Origin of the sequence: Okeania sp. SIO2F5 (assembly GCF_010692685.1) — a bacterium.
Lineage (GTDB): Bacteria > Cyanobacteriota > Cyanobacteriia > Cyanobacteriales > Microcoleaceae > Okeania > Okeania hirsuta.
In genome coordinates this window covers 1-17,947 of the sequence record NZ_JAAHGU010000071.1, presented here as the reverse complement: position 1 = coordinate 17,947, position 17,947 = coordinate 1, and the positions used below count along the sequence as shown (strand labels likewise).

Genomic DNA, 17,947 nt, shown 5'->3' with positions numbered 1-17,947 from the left:
AACCAATAGCTGAAAGCTGAGTGCTGTTTGCAGAGCATTCCGGTACGGAAAATGCTGATAGCTATTTAAAACTGCTGCAAAAAACGTAAGTCGCTGGCATAAACTCGCCGAATATCATCTATCTGATGCAACACCATGGCAAATCTTTCTACACCGAAACCAGCGGCAAAACCTGTATATTTCTCCGAATCATAACCTACTGCTTCTAATACGTTGGGGTCTACAATTCCACATCCTAATACTTCTAACCATTTACCATTCCACTGCAAGTCTACTTCTGCTGAGGGTTCAGTGAATGGGAAATAGCTGGCACGGAAACGAATGGGGAGGTCTCCGAACATTTGTCTGAGGAATTCTTTGATGGTTCCTTTGAGGTCTGAAAATCTTAGTCCTTCGTCTACTGCTAATAGTTCGAGTTGATGGAATACTGCTGCGTGGGTAGCGTCTACTGTGTCACGTCGATAAACACGACCGGGTGCTATGACTCGGATGGGGGGTTCGTGGTTTTTCATGTAACGGATCTGGACTGAGGAGGTATGGGTCCGCATTAAGTTACCGTCTGGTAGGTAGAAGGTGTCTTGCATATCTCTGGCAGGGTGGTCTGGTGGTGTGTTTAAGGCTTCAAAGTTGTAGTAGTCGGTTTCCATTTCTGGACCTGTGGCCACTGTGTAGCCTAAGCCAATGAATATTTCTAGGGCACGGTCTATGAGGTTGTTGAGTGGATGGATTTTTCCTTGGGGACGATATACTCCTGGCATGGATACATCTAGGGTTTCGGCTTGGAGTTTGGCTGCTATTTCTGCTGTTTTGAGGTTTGTCCGCTTTTGGTCTAGGTTGCTCTGGATGGCTTGTTTGACTTCGTTGGCGATCGCTCCTACTTTTGGTCGTTCTTCTGGGCTGAGTTTGCCCATGCCTCCCAGGATTTTGGATACTTGGCCTTTTTTGCCCAGGTAGTTAATTCTTAGTTCTTCTAGTTTTTCTAGGTTTTCTGTTGTGGCGATCGCTTCTGTTGCTGTTTGGCGTAGTTCTGTTAGTTGGGTTTCTATTTCTGTTAGTTGGGTTGTCATAGTTTGTTATTTTTTTTGTGCTTTACTATTTTGTTATTTTTTTTGTGCTTTTCTATATAAAATCTTTTTTAGTTGAATAAAAAGTCATGCGTAGGGGCAAGTCACTCCTAATGTAACTATTCTATCTAATTTTTTGTTAAAGTTCAACTCAATTTTTGAGTCGGCCGGGCTTTTTTTGGGTGCTCCTCGGGATGTAGTTGATCGAGTTGTTAGCGATAGTATGGTTTGTTATTTTTTTTGTGCTTTTAACTGTAGAGTCTTTTTTGGTTGAATAAATTGTCATGTGTATAGGCGAACGACTCCCAATACTATTATTCTATCTGATTTTTTGTCAAAGTTCAACCCGATTTTTCACTCCGCCGGGTTTTTATTGGAGTGCTGCTCAGGATGAAGTTTGTCAAGGCGTTAACCGTAGTTGTGCTGGAGTAGGTGGTGTATTTCAATCCCTAGGGATTTGGTTTGGGAAAGAGTTCCGATATAGAAGCCCCACACAGCAATGGTTTCAGACCCCCAATATACAAGCCTATTTTGATTAATTCGTCAATAAGGCAAAAGATAGAGAAGGAAAAATCTTGCGTTGTCTAAGTTTTAAGCTTTTGATCTGTCCACGCCCTTTGCCTCGACTGCTATAGAATTGTGTTTGGCGATTGAATAGTTTTTGCTTCAATCTTTTTTATTTTTCAAAAATCAATCCAAATGAAACTTTTAATTAGTAACGACGATGGCATTTTTGCAGAAGGTATCCGGAGTTTGGCTAATGCTTTAGCAGCGGTAGGCCATGAAGTTTTTGTAGTTTGTCCTGACAAAGAACGTTCAGCCACAGGTCATGGTTTAACATTACATCAACCTATTCGGGCAGAAATAGTCAAGTCAATTTTTGATGACACCGTCACAGCTTGGACTTGCTCTGGTACTCCTGCCGACTGTGTAAAACTAGCCTTATTTGCCTTACTAGAAACCCAGCCAGATTTAGTATTAGCAGGAATTAATCATGGTCCCAACTTAGGAACAGATATTTTATATTCCGGAACAGTTTCTGCTGCCATGGAAGGAGTTGTTCAAAACATTCCTAGTATTGCGTTTAGTCTTGGTAGTTATACTTCTAGAAATTTTGAAGTTGCTGTAAATTTTGCTCAAGATTTGGTGAAGAAAATTGAAAATGAACCTTTAGCTAATGTAATGTTGCTAAATGTAAATATTCCAGCAGTTAAAGAAACAGAAATAGCAGGAGTACAAATTACCCGTCAAGGAATTCGTCGCTATATAGATATATTTGAAAAACGGGTCGATCCACGAGGCAAAACTTATTATTGGTTAGCTGGAGAGGTACAGGAAGATGTGGAAGAAACCAACGACCGCTCCTCAGTAGAAAAGTTATCAACAGATGTCCAAGCAATGCGTGAAAAATATATTACGATTACCCCCTTGCAATACAATTTTACCTATGGTAAACAACTAGGCTATCTCCAAAAATGGAAGATTGATAATTTTCGTGAATAGTTAACTTTTATGCAGTAGAAATTAAGGCTAAACTATAAAAGAATAGGCAAGATAATCAAAATTGCAGATCAAAAAAACTCATCTAGGTGAGTAGTGAAAAATTTCGTTTATTGAATAAAAATAAGTATGAGCGCTCCCACATCTAAGAGTCATTCTGTTACCTGCCCAATTTGTAATCGCTCCAGTGCCACACGACCACTAGAAGTATTTAATGGGCTATTTACTTGTCCATATTGTCATTCTCATCTGGTAATTAGTTGGAGTGGCCATTATGTCAGAGACCCCCTCGCTCTCCAACAGCTAGATATTGGACAAATGCTGAGAAGGCAAAGTAGACCTTTGGCAAGATTACGTCGCGATTTGAGCAGGCAGTATTTACCTATAGTTGTGGCGATCGGGAGTGTCATATTGTTTGGAGGGGCGATCGCTTCTCTAAGTAAGTTTGATTTTAAATTGGGTATATTTGATGGAGTATTAGAGTGGGTGCAAGAAAAAGAACTGTTGAATAATCAAAACAGTCAGTAGTTATTGAAGAAGGAAGAAGAAAGAAGAAAGAAGGAAGAAGGAAGAAGGTTTAATTGCTTATGGATAGTCAACGACCTGAAACTTCGTGTCTTATAACCCAAAGACTTTTCAGCAGCCCAGTTGACCAATAAATAAGGTGAATAGTTTCCCCTTTTAAGCTATCCCTGATTAGGAACTCCTAAAATCATTTTCTGATAGGCAGTGGGGACTAACCCCATAATTAAGGACTAAATAAAGTTAATTTTAGAAATTAATATACTCATGTTAGAAGAAAATGAAATTGTATATGAAATTTTACAGGAAAAAGATTTAGAACAAACTATTAATTGTTTAGTTGATGTATTTCCTAGTTCAGAACCTATGTTCAGGTCGCTTAAAGTAACTTCTAGTGACTTTTATCCCTTTGCTGAGACAATTTGCGAAAAAGCTGTGGCAGAAGGATTATCTCATATTGCTAAAAATTCTGTTACTTCAGAAGTAGCAGGGTTTATTATTTCAGATAATTTATCAAGTGAGTTCTATGAAGAAATAAGCAAAAATATTCCTCAAAAATTTGAGATTTTTTCTCAAGTTTTAAAAGAACTACATCGGAAGTATTAGATGGAAAAAAAAGTCGTTAATGGCAAGATATTTCGTATCGGTTTATTGGGGTATAGAGAAAAGTATAGAGGCAAAAAGATTGGCAATAAATTAGTTGAAAATAATCTCAATATTACACTCAAGCAGGATTTTCCACCGCAATAGTAGAAGCTACTGGAAAGATATCGCAGTATATTTGTCGGAAGTATGGGTTTGAGGATAGAGCTTCTCTAGATTATCAGACTTATGAATATAAAGGAGTCAAAGTATTTGAGAAAATCAAGGAGCGTGAAAGCTGTATTTTGATGGAAAAAGTTTTCGGCGTTGGTGAAGCGCGTGTATGAAATTAATCTTAATTATTTAGGAGTCAACCCACCCCTAACCCCTGCCAGGAGGGGAAGTCAGGAGTCGTATGGGAATGGCTTCAATACCATTTTTCAGGTCGCAAATCATCTTTTTTGTCAAAGGGAATATCCTGCACGTGTCTTTTTATTCCTCTTACTATTCGTAACATTCTTTTTTCACGGTTGGTATCATGCCTCTTTTTACCAACGTCAAGTTTTCTAATAGATACGGGGGGGGAAAATAAATAATAATTTTATCTTTTTATTTTGGGTTTAATTCCTCACTGTCAACGGGGGTGTTTACAATTGGTTTAAATTTGAGTCCCCATCCATTTATTCTTCCTGATTCCCTCTTCCTTATTCCCTATTCCCTCTTCCTTCTTCAAATTTTTTGAACTTTCAATTTTTGCTTTCTCTGGTGACTAATGCCCACCCTTTGACAGTATTCAAAACTTTCAGATTTTCTAGGGTAAGGTTATTCAAATTTGATGCTTGAACTAATAGATATGGTTGAGACTGACTTTGCCATTGTTGTTGAATTTTTTGTGGCCCGACACGTTTGATGAGGCGATCGCTATAAAAATTTAAAGAGGGACGGTCTTTGGTATCAAAGGAATAAACTATCTGACCGGGGGGTGTATATTTCTGAATCATTTCTCCTACTGGTTTGACTGGATAGTCTTCTTGTAATTCCCAGTTCCAATAAGGGGAATTAACAAGCAGTAAAAGTGAAAGATATGTTCCCCAAATCAAGATCGGCAAAAACTGACGGTCTTGTTGGTGTAATAGTATGGTTGTTATTGTAATTGTCAAGGCAATAGTTATTGAGATTAAGCGTAAATGTAAATCTAGTTTTGTCTGATTTTCCTCTCCCAGATGAAAAATACCGCTGAAGTAAAGCCAAGCAACCCAAGATAGTAAGGCGAGGAGTACAAAAAAGGCTACTACTAAACGGTGATAAATAGTGGGGATACCTTTAGGATGTTTTTTACTCTTACCTTGAGTATGAGGATATTGATAAATTGGAAACCGAAAGTATCCCAAATCTACTGGAAATTGATGCCAAATTTCTGTCAGATAAGTACCGACTGCTAGGGCAAAAGCGGGATAAATAGGCAATACATACCAGGGGAGTTTGGTATTCATCAGGGAAATAGCTAATAAATATATTCCGCTCCAGACCAAGACTAATTTTCCCCAACTGAGATTCCGATTTTTCCAACTGAGATATATTCCAGGAAACCAGAAAAGCTGCCAGGGAAAAGTATACTCTAGAATTTCTAATAAGTAATACCAAATAGGTCCATTGTGACTGCCTACTGGTTGCCAAATACGTTTGAGAGATTGATGGAAAAAGTTGGCATGGAAAAATTCTATTCCGTAATGGAAAAATTGAGCTGTGTACCACAGAAATACTGGTAGCATTCCAAGTAAAATACCGCCCCAAAAATATTTACAACGCAATAGTCGGGGAGTATCCCATAAGAGGAAGAAAAAAGCGATCGCTCCTAATAGTAATCCTAAAATTATTCCTTTTGTGAGGGAAAGTAGGGCAAAACTCAGACCAATAGCTAGAGAATAACGGAGGTTACGACGCGATCGTAATACGCACCAAATCATTAGTAGAAAAAAGCAAAGTACTGCCCCATCTAACATTGCTAAACGTCCATGTCGCACAACTGGCAATAAGGTTAAGTAGACTAAAGCAGAGAAAATGGCGGGAGTGCGGGGGCGAAATAATTCTCTAGCAATACTATAAATTAATGGTACAGAGAATGTTGTGAATAAAGCAGGGAATAAACGGGCAGTTAATTCATTTACTCCGGCGATATTGTAGACAAAAGCGATCGACCAATGTACTAATGGTGGTTTATTCAAATAGGGAGTATTGTTGATAGTTGGATAAAGCCAATTCCAATTTTTTCTGGTTATTTCTCTAGCTACTTGAGCGACTATTCCTTCATCCCAGTCTCGCAAAGGTAATGTGCCTAAGTTAGTAGAAAATAGTAATAATGCTGCTAATAATAAACTGGCAATTATAAGTAAATCTATATGGGTATTTTTGTTGGTGGATATTTTATTAAACATTTATTCAATGAAAAAGTCAAAATTAGAAGATTACTTCAGTTATCAGTACGCTAATAATGATATAGCAATCTTATTTGAGTTGTGAGATATTGTAGATTTTAGGGGATAGGAAATAGGGAACAGGGAATAAATTTCTAGGAAAACAGTATGAAAAATGATTTTGTGAGGAAGTTATACAACTCTAACTTATGCTAAATAAAGGGCAAGTTTATTTTCTGGAGATATCTATTTTAGGGAATAGGGAGTAGGGACCTTGTATGTAACGTCTCTACAGAGTAGGGAGAAATTATCAATTCTTTACCCCTACTGCCTACTCCCTATGCGTGGAGTAGATGTCTAATTATCATTACATTTAAGCAACGCCATCTTTTTAGTCCAAGAGACATCTCCTATAAAGTATTTTAATTGCCCCTATTATCCGTAACATTATTTTTTCAAATTGGTATAATAGAAAATTTGTATTAGGATGAAATAATTTTCAATTACTGTATAATCGGATTTTATATAAATCCCCATCCATTTTTTCTTCCTTCTTCCTTCCTTTCTCATCCTTCCTTCTTACCGAAAAATTCAGGTATAAAGCCTCTCCATTCATAGAGAAAAAAGTGGTCGTTAGCGCAGCTTCTCGAAGGGTGGGATGGCGAGGAAACCTGCGCCATATCCAATCGACCAAGAGAAGAAAAAAAATCCTTTTAGCCAATCCTCTTCTTTATAAGAAGAGGTAATTATTAATTATTAATTGTTAATTATTGAATTCTTCCTTCTTAAAATCAATCAAATTAATATGAACTTACCTGTAATTTTAGATATTGCCATTGGTTTAATTTTTATTTATCTTATTTTTAGTTTACTAGCTAGTGAAATCCAGTCAATTTTGACAATAATTTTGCAATGGCGAGCCACTCATTTAAAAAAATCAATTGAAGAGTTAATTGCTGGTGAACCCTATATCAGTAAAAATAATTCTAAATCTAGTACAGAAATTGAAAAAGTGCAAAAACTAGCTAATTCTCTATATCAAAATCAATTAATTAAAAATCTTAACTATAGTGGTAGCAAAGGTCCATTAGAAAGAGGATTTCGGAGAATAATTCAGATGCTTGGTAATTTAAGTCGAGCTGTGACTGGAATTAATAATGTTTTTGATGCAGAAAAAACTGCTCCTTCTTATATTCCGTCAGATACATTTGCTGCTAGCTTAATTGATACTTTGAAACTTCAAGAATTAATGCAAATGATTAGTGAGGATAAATTAAGAGATTTTACCGATAATATTTTGGTAAATATCAAGAAAATATTAGAAAATTTGAAGATAGAAGATAGCAGTAAGCAGAAAAAGATTCAGGCTGAATTTGAGGATTTGCATCAAGATTTGAATCAAAACATTCAGGATTATCAAAATAATTTTGCTAATCTTGATTTAACATTAAATAGAACTTTAAATAAGCTAGATTTATACACAGAAAAATCTCTAGAATATTTACCAGATGTAGCTCATCAAGAATTTATTAGCCAAATAAATTTAGTCAAACAAGTATTAACAAATACCCATGAAAGAAAAGTTTTAGTAACTGAAATGGAACCAAGCGCCTCTAATTTATTGAAGTTTTTGAGAGAGGTAATGGAAATGGGAAAAGCTGTGCAAGCAGATTTGCAAAGTAATAAGGGGAAAATCAATCAAAAAGCTATTGAAATGATTGAATTATTGCCTGAATCTTTACAAAAAAGTTTATATATTTTAGCCAAACAAGCGACAACAAAAATTTCAGCAACAGGTAATGCTTTATATCAGTTTCAGAAAGAAATTGAGAGATGGTTTGATAGTGGAATGGAAAGAGCGACTGGTGTTTATCAGCGTAATGCTAGAGGAGTTGCTTTTTTGATTGGTATTACTATTGCTATAGTTGCTAATATTGATACATTAAATATGATTGATAATTTATCAAAAGATTCTTTGATGCGGGCGACAATTAATAGTTATTCCCAGGAATTAATCAATAATAATTCTAATCCAAGTGAGTTAGAAATAGGGGATATTCAAAATCAGGTAAATGCAGCATTAGATAATTTAGAATTACCTATTGGTTGGGGTCAAGAACAAACAAATAAAACCTCAGTTAGTCAATCAATTACTTATGTAGAAGGATTAAAAAAAGTATTGGGTTGGCTAATTAGTGCCATAGCTATTTCTATGGGGGGGAATTTCTGGTTTAATTTATTAAAAAAGATTTATAGTGTTAAAAAATGAATTATTGAGGAGACAGGAGACAGGAGACAGGAGTCAGGAGGGAAGAAAGAAGAAGAAAGGTAAGCATTCAGCCATCAGCTATTGCTTTTAATTTTAGATGAAAACTTTATTAATTGAGTCAGAATTTATACTTACTATACAAAACTGGCTAAAACAGTCTATAGAACCCATTTGGTATCTTCATAAATATGCGCGTTTTTTTAGCTAGGAGTCAGGAGAAAACCCACCCCCAACCCCTCCCAGGAGGGGAAGACAGGAGACAGGAGGTAAGAGGGAAGAGGGAAGATGTGGGGAGAAATAATACAAAAAATTCAACACTTCTTTTTCATATTTTTCCTCAAAATTGATGCGATAAAAGACTTGACTACCATAATTATATAGATCTCAAATGGGTCCTATATTCATTAAAACCCCCTTTATGGTATTACGACTCAGGCAACGCCAAATTTTTTTTCTTCCTTCTTCCTTCTTCTTTCTTCCTTCTTACTCCTTCCTTCTTCCTCCTTCCTTCTGCCATAACACAACTAAAAAATAAAAATAACTTGTAAGTGCCAATCTAAATCTTGACGAATAATTTCAATTCTACTAATAAATTCGCGTAAGTAAAATCTCCTTTCTGACTCTGACAAATCCCACCAAAATTGGGTTATGCAAACCGCTTTGGCAGTTTCTAATAAATTGACTGGCGGTAACTGGTTAAATTGACTTTGTAATTGAGAAATTTCTGTTCTAATTTTGTAAGTACGTAGTTCAGCAGTTTCTTGGTCAAGAATGCCATTCTCCGTGAGATTTGGTAGTTGAAAAAGAATATCTTGCTTATCAGAAATATCCTGTTTAATTTTACTTTTAATTCCATCCATATTTGGCATTTCTAAAGCAGCGATCGCCGATGCTAAATCTCGACAAATTATTTCTATAGTTTGTCCTAATACTTCTTGATAAGCTAAAGCTTTACATTTGGGTTTGCGGGAGCAACTTTTGGGACGCAAATAGAGATATTCTTTCTCTTTGCGAAAAGTAGTAACTTTTGCCGTAATCATTGGAGACTGACATTCTGTGCAGACAACTAAACCTGCCAGAGAGTGGGGAGCGCTGGCAGTACGCGGTGGCATTCGGCGGTTGCGTCGGAGCAAACGTTCGACTTGAGCAGCTTCTTCTCTAGAAATTATGGGAAGATGAGTATTAGAGATGACTTCATTATTTTGATATTGTAAGTCACCGCGATAAACGGGGTTAGTTAACCAACGTCGCCCAGTGGTAACAGAGATTTTCTTGCCGTATTTTTTCTGAATATGGCGCACAGCACCACGCAAGGAAGCAAACAGAAGGAAGTTTTCAAAGAAGTCTTTGACAACGGGGGCAGCACTTCTGTCCAGGGTGTAACGGTCTTTACCTCGGCGATATCCGTAAGGTGCTTTACCTGGTGGGGGTATTGCTTTGATGCGGTTGCGAGCGTGGGCAGTGCGAATTTTGCGACTATGTTGATTTTGGCGAATTTGGTTGAGGAGTCTGAGTAGGTCTATTTTCCTTGGTGAGTTATTGCTTGGTGAGTTGGGGTTGATATTGATATCTGAGTCGAGGGGAATAATTTGGATATTGAGAGGTTGGAGTTTTGTAAGGCGATCGCATACTTCTTCTACAGAGTCTCCTAATTCTTCAAGTTTACGAATTAAGAGATAACTAACTGCTTGAGTTTGGCAGTCGAGTAGGAGTTGTTGGAGTTGTTGGCGATCGCCTAAGTCGTGATAAATGCGGTCAACTTCCCACCCCCAAGTTATGGGGTCTGGGGCAGTTTCAAACAGGGGGTTTGTATATGAATAGGCAATAATTTTCACAGGTTATCTTATTGTTGACTTAATTCTATAATATTACCGTCGGGATCTTGGGTAAATAGGGCAGGGCGACCAGAAGCACTCATTTTAATTGGGCAATTATTGGCTAATAGTTGTGATTTTGCAGCATCTATATTAACCACAGAAAATGCTAAATGTCGGTTTCTACCTAATTTTTCTGAGTTAACTAGATCGGGTATTATTTCCGATACTATCAGATGAATTTGGAAGTTGCCAACTTGATACCAAGTACCGGGAAAATTAAGGGAGCGGTCTACTTTTGGGAGTTTGAGAATTTGACCATAGAAATGTTCGGCTTTTTCGAGGTTTGAAACTAATAGAGCAGCATGGAGAGATTGAGTGATTTGCATAGTTTATTTTTTTAATAAATGGTTGGTTATTTATTAGACATCTCCAGAAAAGAGAGAGTAGGGAGTAGGGGAAAATAATTGATAGTTTCTGTGCGATAATTGATTTTATTTTTGATTATTGGAGATGTGTATTAATTGTTACATCTATATAATACACTTATTTAATTGAGAGAGCAAATCTATTTACTGATAGTGGAATAGATATGTTAGTCTAAGCAAAGGACGCGGATATATCAAAAGCTTAAAACTCAAACAACGCCTATTTTTTCCTTCTTCCTTCTTCCTTTGCATAAGTTCTAACAATGTTGATAACTTGCCGATCCCAATTACAGCACTTTTGAGGATAGTGAGGTACAGTTATAAAACTATTTATTTCTGTATTCCCTGTTCCCTGTTCCCTGTTCCCTGTTCCCTAGAGCAATAAACTTTGTACCTCATCAACTAGATAACTGCTGTAAGTAGAAATGAGATATTACTACTATTTTTTGAGGTTGTTGGTAGGACTTGCCGACGCACAAAAATGCTGTCTGTACGGACTCTAATCATCATTTAGTGCAAAAAAGCCTCCTAGTATTCTTAAAAATATCTAAAGTTTTTTAGACAAAAGACTACTAAGAGGTAAAAAGGTTATATTTACAACAAAGCGAGGGAGAAATTTATGGTAACAGCTACAAGACCAGAACAAAAAGCGAAAATTGGCCCCACTAAACTCCTAATTAATAACGAGTGGGTAGAAAGTGCCTCTGGCAAACGGTTTGAAACCATTAACCCTACAACAGGAGAAGTTATTTGTGACGTTGCGGAAGCAGATGCACCTGATGTAGACAAAGCCGTAATAGCAGCTCGCAAAGCGTTTACCAGTGGTGACTGGCCAAAAATGTCCGCTACCAAACGAGGGGAACTTCTATACAAGTTAGCAGATTTGATGGAAGAAAATATAGAAGATCTGGCAAGACTGGAAACCCTAGATAATGGTAAACCACTCAGTGACTCCCTCAATACAGACTTACGTTTAGCGATCGCCTGTTATCGCTATTATGCTGGTTGGGCAGATAAAGTTCAAGGCAAAACTATCCCTATCAATGGTTCCTACTTTTGCTACACCCGCCACGAACCAGTGGGAGTAGTCGGTCAAATCATTCCTTGGAACTTCCCTCTATTGATGCAAGCCTGGAAACTTGCCCCAGCATTAGCAACAGGTAACACATTAGTAATGAAAACAGCCGAACAAACACCATTGTCAGCCTTCCGAGTCGGCGAGTTGGCGATCAAAGCGGGTTTTCCTCCTGGTGTAATAAATATTTTGTCTGGTTATGGCCCAACTGCTGGTGCAGCCATTTCCCACCATCACGATATTGATAAAGTTGCCTTCACTGGTTCCACAGAAGTAGGTCATTTAATCATGGAAGCTGCTGCCAAGAGTAACTTAAAGCGGGTGACTTTAGAACTCGGTGGCAAGAGTCCGAATATAGTGTTTGCAGATGCGGATATGGATGCTGCTATTGAAGGAGCGCATTTTGGTTTGTTCTTTAACCAAGGTCAGTGTTGCAATGCGGGTTCTCGTTTATTTGTAGAAGAGAAATGTTATGACGAGTTTGTTGCTAAGAGTGTGGAACGGGCAAAACGCCGGATGGTGGGCGACCCGTTTGCAGATAATACTGAACAGGGTCCTCAGGTAGATGAGGAACAGTTTAATAAAGTGATGGGTTATATTGAATCTGGTCAACGGGATGGTGCCCAGATGTTATGTGGTGGGGCAAGAGTAGGCGATCGCGGTTATTTTATTGCACCCACTGTATTTGCTGATGTGCAAGATGGGATGAAAATTGCCCGAGAAGAGATTTTTGGTCCGGTGATGAGCATCATTAAGTTTAAGGATATTGATGAACTGGTGCAAAGGGCGAATGATACGATGTATGGTTTAGCTGCTGGAGTGTGGACGCGAGATGTAGGTAAGGCTCATGCTGTAGCTCATAGTGTTCGTGCGGGTACAGTTTGGATAAATTGTTATCATGTGTTTGATGCTGCTGCACCCTTTGGTGGTTTTAAGCAGTCTGGTATTGGTCGGGAGTTGGGAGAGTATGGTTTACAGCAGTATACAGAGACTAAGACTGTGACTGTGAAGATGTAGTTGGCGATTAATTACTCTTACTAGACATCTCCGAAAAAAAGTAGGGACGTTCCATGGAAAGTCCCTACAACAATATTTGGCGTTCTATCTTGACGGAAAAAACACTGGCTTCATAACTGAAGTCAGAAGGCTGAAGGCTAAAGTTAAATTTTTGCTGTGACTATATTTGAGAATGTTCGCGCCAGTAATGGCGACTGCTATATTTGCTTAATGATCGATTAAAATAGAAAAATACTTGATTTTTTTTACCTATTCCCTATTCCCTACATCATATTTATTCATTATTTTTTTGATAACCTCCGGTTATCGCCTGCTGGCAAATCTGCTAAAATACAAATCAATCTATCATCATATAATTCAGAGGAAATATGTCGGATGTCACCATCAAAGACTTAGAAATAGTGCAAACCCTATTCAACGAAGCTGGTTTAGATTATCAGTTAGAATTAGAAGGTGGAAAAATATCAGTTATGGGGCCATCAGATATCGTTTCGAGCGAAGTAGGAGTTCGCTTAATTTTTTCTCTTTATGCTTGGATAAATCCCCGTCGTCTGGGGCGAGTATTTGACTCTGCTGGTGGTTTTATCTTACCCGATAGCAATCTCAAAGCACCAGATGTTTCTTTTGTCAAAGCCGATCGCTTACCACGAAGCATCCGCTATTTTGCAGAAATGGTACCCGATCTAGCAGTGGAAATCAAGTCTCAAAGCGATAGAGTTGCCTCTCTGAAAAAGAAACTCCTAAAATATATTGAATTGGGGGTGCAAGTCGCAATATTCATCGATCCTGATGAAGAAACAGTAATAATTTATCGCCCCACAGGAGAACCCATTGAATTTACAGGGGATGATATATTGAGCATTCCCGAACTATTCCCTGGTTGGAAAATATCAATTTCCGAGCTTTGGCCGCCCGTCTTTGATGAGGAAGAATAGATTTCAGTTATCAGTTATCAGTTATCAGTTATCAGTAAAAAGAGACAATATCGCTCCTTTTTACTACATAGAATCTATGTTTAACAAAAGGAGCGATCGCTAGTTTCTAGACAAAGATAGAAATTATCAACAACCTACTAGACCGACACAGCTAAAACTGTGCAATAGGGAGTAGGGAAGAAAGATATTTGTTGGGTTGAGGGACGAAACCCAACCTACACTTATTGCACCATTTAAAGTGTGTCAGTCTACTACAGCGCTTTTCAAATTAATGAACTATATCGCCATAAACAAAAACCGCTGTAAAATTACTTCGCCCTCGCCACATCCATAATGTCATCCATCACTGAACCTGACTCCTCCATCTTGCCAATATCCAACAGAGTCTTCAACAATGAATCGGGATTTAAACTCAATGAGTCAATACCTTCTTCAACTAAGAACCTGGCAAACTCTGGATAGTCACTAGGCGCCTGACCGCAAATACCAATCTTGCGGTCGTATTTCTTAGCTGCTTTAATGGCAATTTTCACCATCCGACGTACCGCTTCATTCCGTTCGTCAAAAATATGCGCCACCAACGCTGAATCTCGGTCTAAACCTAATGTTAACTGAGTCAAGTCATTTGAACCGATAGAAAAACCATCAAACACTTGGGCAAATTCGTCGGCAAAAATCACATTACTGGGCAACTCGCACATCACATACACTTGCAACCCATTCTCGCCTCGTTTTAAACCGTTTTTCTCCATCTCCGCTAACACCTTACGACCTTCATCAGGAGTCCGACAGAAAGGAATCATTGGAATCACATTAGTCAAACCCATTTCATCCCGTACCCGCTTCAATGCTTTACACTCTAAAGCATAAGCATCGCGATATTTTGGATCGTAGTAACGAGACGCACCTCGCCAACCAATCATGGGGTTTTCTTCCCCAGGTTCAAATTGACGACCGCCCAATAAGTTCGCATATTCATTACTCTTGAAATCGCTCATTCGCACCACTACAGGATTAGGATAAAAAGCAGCAGCGATCGTACCTACACCTTGCGCCAATTTATCCACAAAGAAATCAGGTTTATATTCGTACAATGCAGTCAAATTACCAATTTCCCGTTTCACTAACGGATCTTCCAACTCATCATAGTGAATTAAAGCTAATGGGTGAGCTTTAATATGATTGGCAATAATAAATTCCAACCGTGCTAACCCCACACCATCGCAAGGAATAGAAGACAGACCAAAAGCTTCCTCTGGGTTGCCAACGTTCATTAAAATCTTGGTGCGAGTCTTAGGCAAGTCACCCAACAAAGTTTCCTGTACCTCAAAAGGCACCATACCCTCATAAACCTTGCCCTCTTCACCCTCAGCACAAGAAACAGTTACTTCCTGACCAGTCATCAACACTTTAGTAGCATCACCACAACCAACTATTGCTGGAATACCCATCTCCCGCGCAATAATAGCAGCATGGCAAGTGCGTCCCCCTTGGTTGGTAACTATAGCGCTAGCTTTTTTCATAATAGGTTCCCAGTCTGGGTCGGTTTTGTTAGTCACCAAAACTTCCCCTGGCATGAACTCGTCAATTTTATGCACGTCAAGAATAACACGAGCTTCACCTTGCCCAATCATTTCTCCCACGGCGCGACCGCGAACTAATACATCACTGCTACCTTTAAGTTTGAAGTTACGGAGAATGCTGCCAGATTTTTGAGATTGTACTGTTTCTGGACGTGCTTGCACGATGAACAGTTCGCCAGTGAGACCATCTTTTGCCCATTCAATATCCATTGGGGTGTAATGGTCGCGCACTTCAGAATAATGTTCTTCAATAATACAGGCCCATTTTGCCAGTTGCAAGATTTCTTCGTCATTGATGCAATATTTTTCCCGTTCGGAAACTGGCACTGGCACGTTTTTGGTAAGTTTGGAACCGCCGATGTCATAAATCATCTTCAGTTCTTTTGTACCCAGGCGTTTTTCTAGTATGGGGCGGAAGTCTTCTTTAAGGGTGGGTTTGAAAACAAAGTATTCGTCTGGGTTGACTGCACCTTGCACTACGTTTTCACCTAAACCGTAAGCTGCTGTTACCAGGGCAGCATTTTTGAATCCGGTTTCGGTATCGATGGAAAACATGACACCGGAGGAGGCGAGGTCTGAACGTACCATTTTTTGCACGCCCACTGATAAAGCAATGTCGAAGTGGTCGAAACCTTTGATGGTGCGGTAGGAAATGGCGCGGTCTGTGAATATGGAGGCGAAACATTTATGGCAAGCTTCTAATACTGCTTCATCACCGTAAATGTTGAGGTAGGTTTCCTGTTGTCCGGCAAAACTCGCATCTGGTAGATCTTCAGCAGTTGCGCTGGAGCGTACTGCTACGTCAACTTCTTTGGTGTAGCGTTCGCACTCTTGTTTGGAGTTGCCTTCTAGTTTGTCACAATATTCAGCAGAAGTGCCGTAGCGGTCGCACATTTGGTGATATGCTGTGACGATGGCTGTTTCTAATTCTTCTGGAAATGGGGTGTCGAGGATGAGGGTGCGAGCTTGTTTGCCTCGTTGCCGTAAATTCCTGACATCTTCTACATCTAGATCAGCAAATAGTTCTCGCAGTTTTTTCTCTAATCCAGCTTTTTGGATGAAATACCGATATGCGTAAGCAGTGGTGGCGAATCCATTGGGAACGTTTACACCTTTGGGAGTTAATTGTTGAATCATTTCTCCCAGGGATGCGTTTTTTCCTCCCACTAATGGAATATCTGCAATTCCTACTTCTTCAAACCATAGGACAAAAGCTGTTACATCTACTTTTTTTGGGCTTTTTTGACCTAATAGGTTCACCATAATTTTCTCCTCCAATGTTTTATTTATGCCGTGTTGCGAGGCAGGATTTATTTATTTAGTTTTGTTTCTTTTTTTTTCACAATGTTAAATATAATGATTGATTTGTGGGATGTTAAGAAAAACAAACTTATCGATCCCTAACTTTTAAACTCCATAATTAAGGTGGATTATTTCTACATAGATTCTAGTTTTTTAGCTAGAGGAGGATTTTTGACCTCCATCTACATCCTAATACTTTCTACTGTAATTGCAATATAGGGTCGGAAAAAATCTTTAGTTACAAAAAGTAAAAAATTTTGTTTTTTCAGTGGTAAAGGTTATTATTAAAGAAAAATAAAGTTTTAAGAGTTAGAAGAAAATGAAAGTTAAAAATAACAATGTTAAATCGGATGTTAAAATGAGGGATATATTGTGTTTAAACAACAATTGTCCGATTCAGTTTGTATTAAGAATATTGGGTAGTAAGTGGTCGGTATTGATTTTGCAACAGTTGTTGAGTGGCGATCGCAGGACTCACGAATTATTAGAAGCACTGCCAGGAATTAGCTCGAAAACACTGACGTTAAGACTCAGAGAGTTAGAAAAGTATGGTTTGTTAGCAAGGCAGGTATTTCCGGAAGTGCCTCCCCATGTTGAATATTCTTTGACGGATAAAGGGTTAGAAGTGCAACCAGTTATGATAGCTCTCCAGCGGTTAGGGGAGCAATGGTTAGGAGAAAAAAATAGTAGTTGTTCGATGGAGATGTGAGCAAGACTGAGATTTTGTGGGTGTGAGTTGAGTGTATAATTTAGTGGTGAGTAAAGTTATCAAAAATTTGTCAGTTTGTAGTATATTTTTAGCCAGCCAGGTAGATATTTCATGGGCTAGAGCAATACTACAAACAAAAAGTTTTTGTTTAGCTGGCGCACAACTGCGTTAACGTTACGCAAATCGAGAATATTATCACCCTCATTGCCATGTAAGGAGTCGTTACCCTCACCACCTTCTAACAAGTCATTACCCGCACCTGCACTTAACTCATCATCACCTTCACCACCAATAATGTAATCATCTCCTTCCTCACCTTCAATAACATCATCACCCTCTCCACCATCAAGTAAGTCGTTGCCTCCATTACCATTAATACTGTCGTTTCCTGTACCACCGTAAGCTTGGTCATCTCCTTCACCTGCTGTGATTTCATCATCTCCTTCACCACCTTCAATATAGTCGTGACCAACTCCAGCATCTAAAGTATCATCACCTTCATCTTATTGTGTCATGGCTAACATTTTCTAGGTGATTTGCTAAATTTGTGATAGTATAATTTATAGCAATGAGCGCTGGCATTTTTACATGTTACATAGATATTTGCAATGTAATATAAAAGTAACTGTATGAGCTGTATTTTTCATAAATTAGGCGATCGCTAAACCTTAAAGTTTTAAGGATGTCTGTAATGGTATTGATAATTTACAGTTTATAGCTTGAAATTGTTTAC

General features: G+C 38.4%; 14 protein-coding genes. 8 read left to right on the top strand and 6 right to left on the bottom strand.

The genetic code is table 11. The features are described from left to right. Window positions 1–65 precede the first annotated feature (65 nt). Entirely contained in the window at window positions 66–1,067 is a 1,002-nt protein-coding gene (gene pheS, locus F6K27_RS20265) for a phenylalanine--tRNA ligase subunit alpha (RefSeq protein WP_287278162.1), read from the bottom strand. A gap of 696 nt (window positions 1,068–1,763) precedes the next feature. Here pheS and surE point away from each other — a divergent pair. From surE to F6K27_RS20245, 4 genes are all read left to right on the top strand, one after another. Further along, window positions 1,764–2,567, top strand: coding sequence for a 5'/3'-nucleotidase SurE (gene surE / locus F6K27_RS20260; protein WP_124144807.1), 804 nt, complete (start codon window positions 1,764–1,766; stop codon window positions 2,565–2,567). Window positions 2,568–2,693: 126 nt separating this feature from the next. Next, window positions 2,694–3,092 (top strand): hypothetical protein, encoded by a 399-nt coding sequence (locus F6K27_RS20255; protein WP_124144806.1) that lies wholly within the window; start codon window positions 2,694–2,696, stop codon window positions 3,090–3,092. 261 nt (window positions 3,093–3,353) lie between these two features. Then, entirely contained in the window at window positions 3,354–3,692 is a 339-nt protein-coding gene (locus F6K27_RS20250; RefSeq protein WP_124144805.1) for a hypothetical protein, read from the top strand. Then, window positions 3,693–3,836, top strand: coding sequence for a hypothetical protein (locus F6K27_RS20245; protein ID WP_287278159.1), 144 nt, complete (start codon window positions 3,693–3,695; stop codon window positions 3,834–3,836). Between the two features lie 578 nt (window positions 3,837–4,414). Here the strand turns inward: F6K27_RS20245 and F6K27_RS20240 are convergent. After that, the gene (locus tag F6K27_RS20240; protein WP_287278157.1) at window positions 4,415–6,103 is read right to left on the bottom strand and encodes a glycosyltransferase family 39 protein; all 1,689 of its coding nucleotides are present in this window, start codon (window positions 6,101–6,103) and stop codon (window positions 4,415–4,417) included. A 784-nt stretch (window positions 6,104–6,887) separates the two neighbouring features. On the opposite strand from F6K27_RS20240, the gene F6K27_RS20235 reads away from it, so the two are divergent. Continuing rightward, a complete protein-coding gene (locus F6K27_RS20235) occupies window positions 6,888–8,351 on the top strand; it encodes a hypothetical protein (RefSeq protein ID WP_287278155.1) in 1,464 nt (487 codons plus the stop codon). A gap of 524 nt (window positions 8,352–8,875) precedes the next feature. Here F6K27_RS20235 and F6K27_RS20230 read toward each other — a convergent pair. Then, the gene (locus tag F6K27_RS20230) at window positions 8,876–10,186 is read right to left on the bottom strand and encodes a recombinase family protein (RefSeq protein ID WP_287278154.1); all 1,311 of its coding nucleotides are present in this window, start codon (window positions 10,184–10,186) and stop codon (window positions 8,876–8,878) included. A gap of 8 nt (window positions 10,187–10,194) precedes the next feature. Then, entirely contained in the window at window positions 10,195–10,554 is a 360-nt protein-coding gene (locus F6K27_RS20225) for a VOC family protein (protein WP_287278152.1), read from the bottom strand. A gap of 658 nt (window positions 10,555–11,212) precedes the next feature. Between F6K27_RS20225 and F6K27_RS20220 the strand changes: the two genes are divergently transcribed. Both F6K27_RS20220 and F6K27_RS20215 read left to right on the top strand, forming a co-directional pair. Continuing rightward, entirely contained in the window at window positions 11,213–12,685 is a 1,473-nt protein-coding gene (locus tag F6K27_RS20220) for an aldehyde dehydrogenase family protein (protein ID WP_287278150.1), read from the top strand. A gap of 368 nt (window positions 12,686–13,053) precedes the next feature. Beyond that, entirely contained in the window at window positions 13,054–13,620 is a 567-nt protein-coding gene (locus tag F6K27_RS20215) for a Uma2 family endonuclease (RefSeq protein WP_287278149.1), read from the top strand. 308 nt (window positions 13,621–13,928) lie between these two features. Here F6K27_RS20215 and ppsA read toward each other — a convergent pair whose 3' ends face one another. Next, the gene (gene ppsA / locus F6K27_RS20210) at window positions 13,929–16,466 is read right to left on the bottom strand and encodes a phosphoenolpyruvate synthase (protein WP_287241613.1); all 2,538 of its coding nucleotides are present in this window, start codon (window positions 16,464–16,466) and stop codon (window positions 13,929–13,931) included. A gap of 358 nt (window positions 16,467–16,824) precedes the next feature. On the opposite strand from ppsA, the gene F6K27_RS20205 reads away from it, so the two are divergent. Then, window positions 16,825–17,214, top strand: a complete 390-nt coding sequence (locus tag F6K27_RS20205) for a helix-turn-helix domain-containing protein (protein ID WP_124144794.1) — start codon at window positions 16,825–16,827, stop codon at window positions 17,212–17,214. A 116-nt stretch (window positions 17,215–17,330) separates the two neighbouring features. On the opposite strand, the gene F6K27_RS33840 is transcribed toward F6K27_RS20205, so the two are convergent. Further along, window positions 17,331–17,672: a calcium-binding protein gene (locus F6K27_RS33840; RefSeq protein ID WP_353736029.1), complete on the bottom strand. Its 342-nt coding sequence runs from the start codon at window positions 17,670–17,672 to the stop codon at window positions 17,331–17,333. Window positions 17,673–17,947 lie beyond the last annotated feature (275 nt).

Coding starts and splice junctions, on each gene's coding strand:
- pheS (WP_287278162.1), bottom strand. CDS start 1,067: ATGACAACCCAACTAACAGAAATAGAAACCCAACTAACAGAACTACGC.
- F6K27_RS20220 (WP_287278150.1), top strand. CDS start 11,213: ATGGTAACAGCTACAAGACCAGAACAAAAAGCGAAAATTGGCCCCACT.
- F6K27_RS20225 (WP_287278152.1), bottom strand. CDS start 10,554: ATGCAAATCACTCAATCTCTCCATGCTGCTCTATTAGTTTCAAACCTC.
- F6K27_RS20215 (WP_287278149.1), top strand. CDS start 13,054: ATGTCGGATGTCACCATCAAAGACTTAGAAATAGTGCAAACCCTATTC.
- ppsA (WP_287241613.1), bottom strand. CDS start 16,466: ATGGTGAACCTATTAGGTCAAAAAAGCCCAAAAAAAGTAGATGTAACA.
- F6K27_RS20205 (WP_124144794.1), top strand. CDS start 16,825: ATGAAAGTTAAAAATAACAATGTTAAATCGGATGTTAAAATGAGGGAT.
- F6K27_RS20240 (WP_287278157.1), bottom strand. CDS start 6,103: ATGTTTAATAAAATATCCACCAACAAAAATACCCATATAGATTTACTT.
- F6K27_RS20255 (WP_124144806.1), top strand. CDS start 2,694: ATGAGCGCTCCCACATCTAAGAGTCATTCTGTTACCTGCCCAATTTGT.
- F6K27_RS20245 (WP_287278159.1), top strand. CDS start 3,693: ATGGAAAAAAAAGTCGTTAATGGCAAGATATTTCGTATCGGTTTATTG.
- F6K27_RS20250 (WP_124144805.1), top strand. CDS start 3,354: ATGTTAGAAGAAAATGAAATTGTATATGAAATTTTACAGGAAAAAGAT.
- surE (WP_124144807.1), top strand. CDS start 1,764: ATGAAACTTTTAATTAGTAACGACGATGGCATTTTTGCAGAAGGTATC.
- F6K27_RS20235 (WP_287278155.1), top strand. CDS start 6,888: ATGAACTTACCTGTAATTTTAGATATTGCCATTGGTTTAATTTTTATT.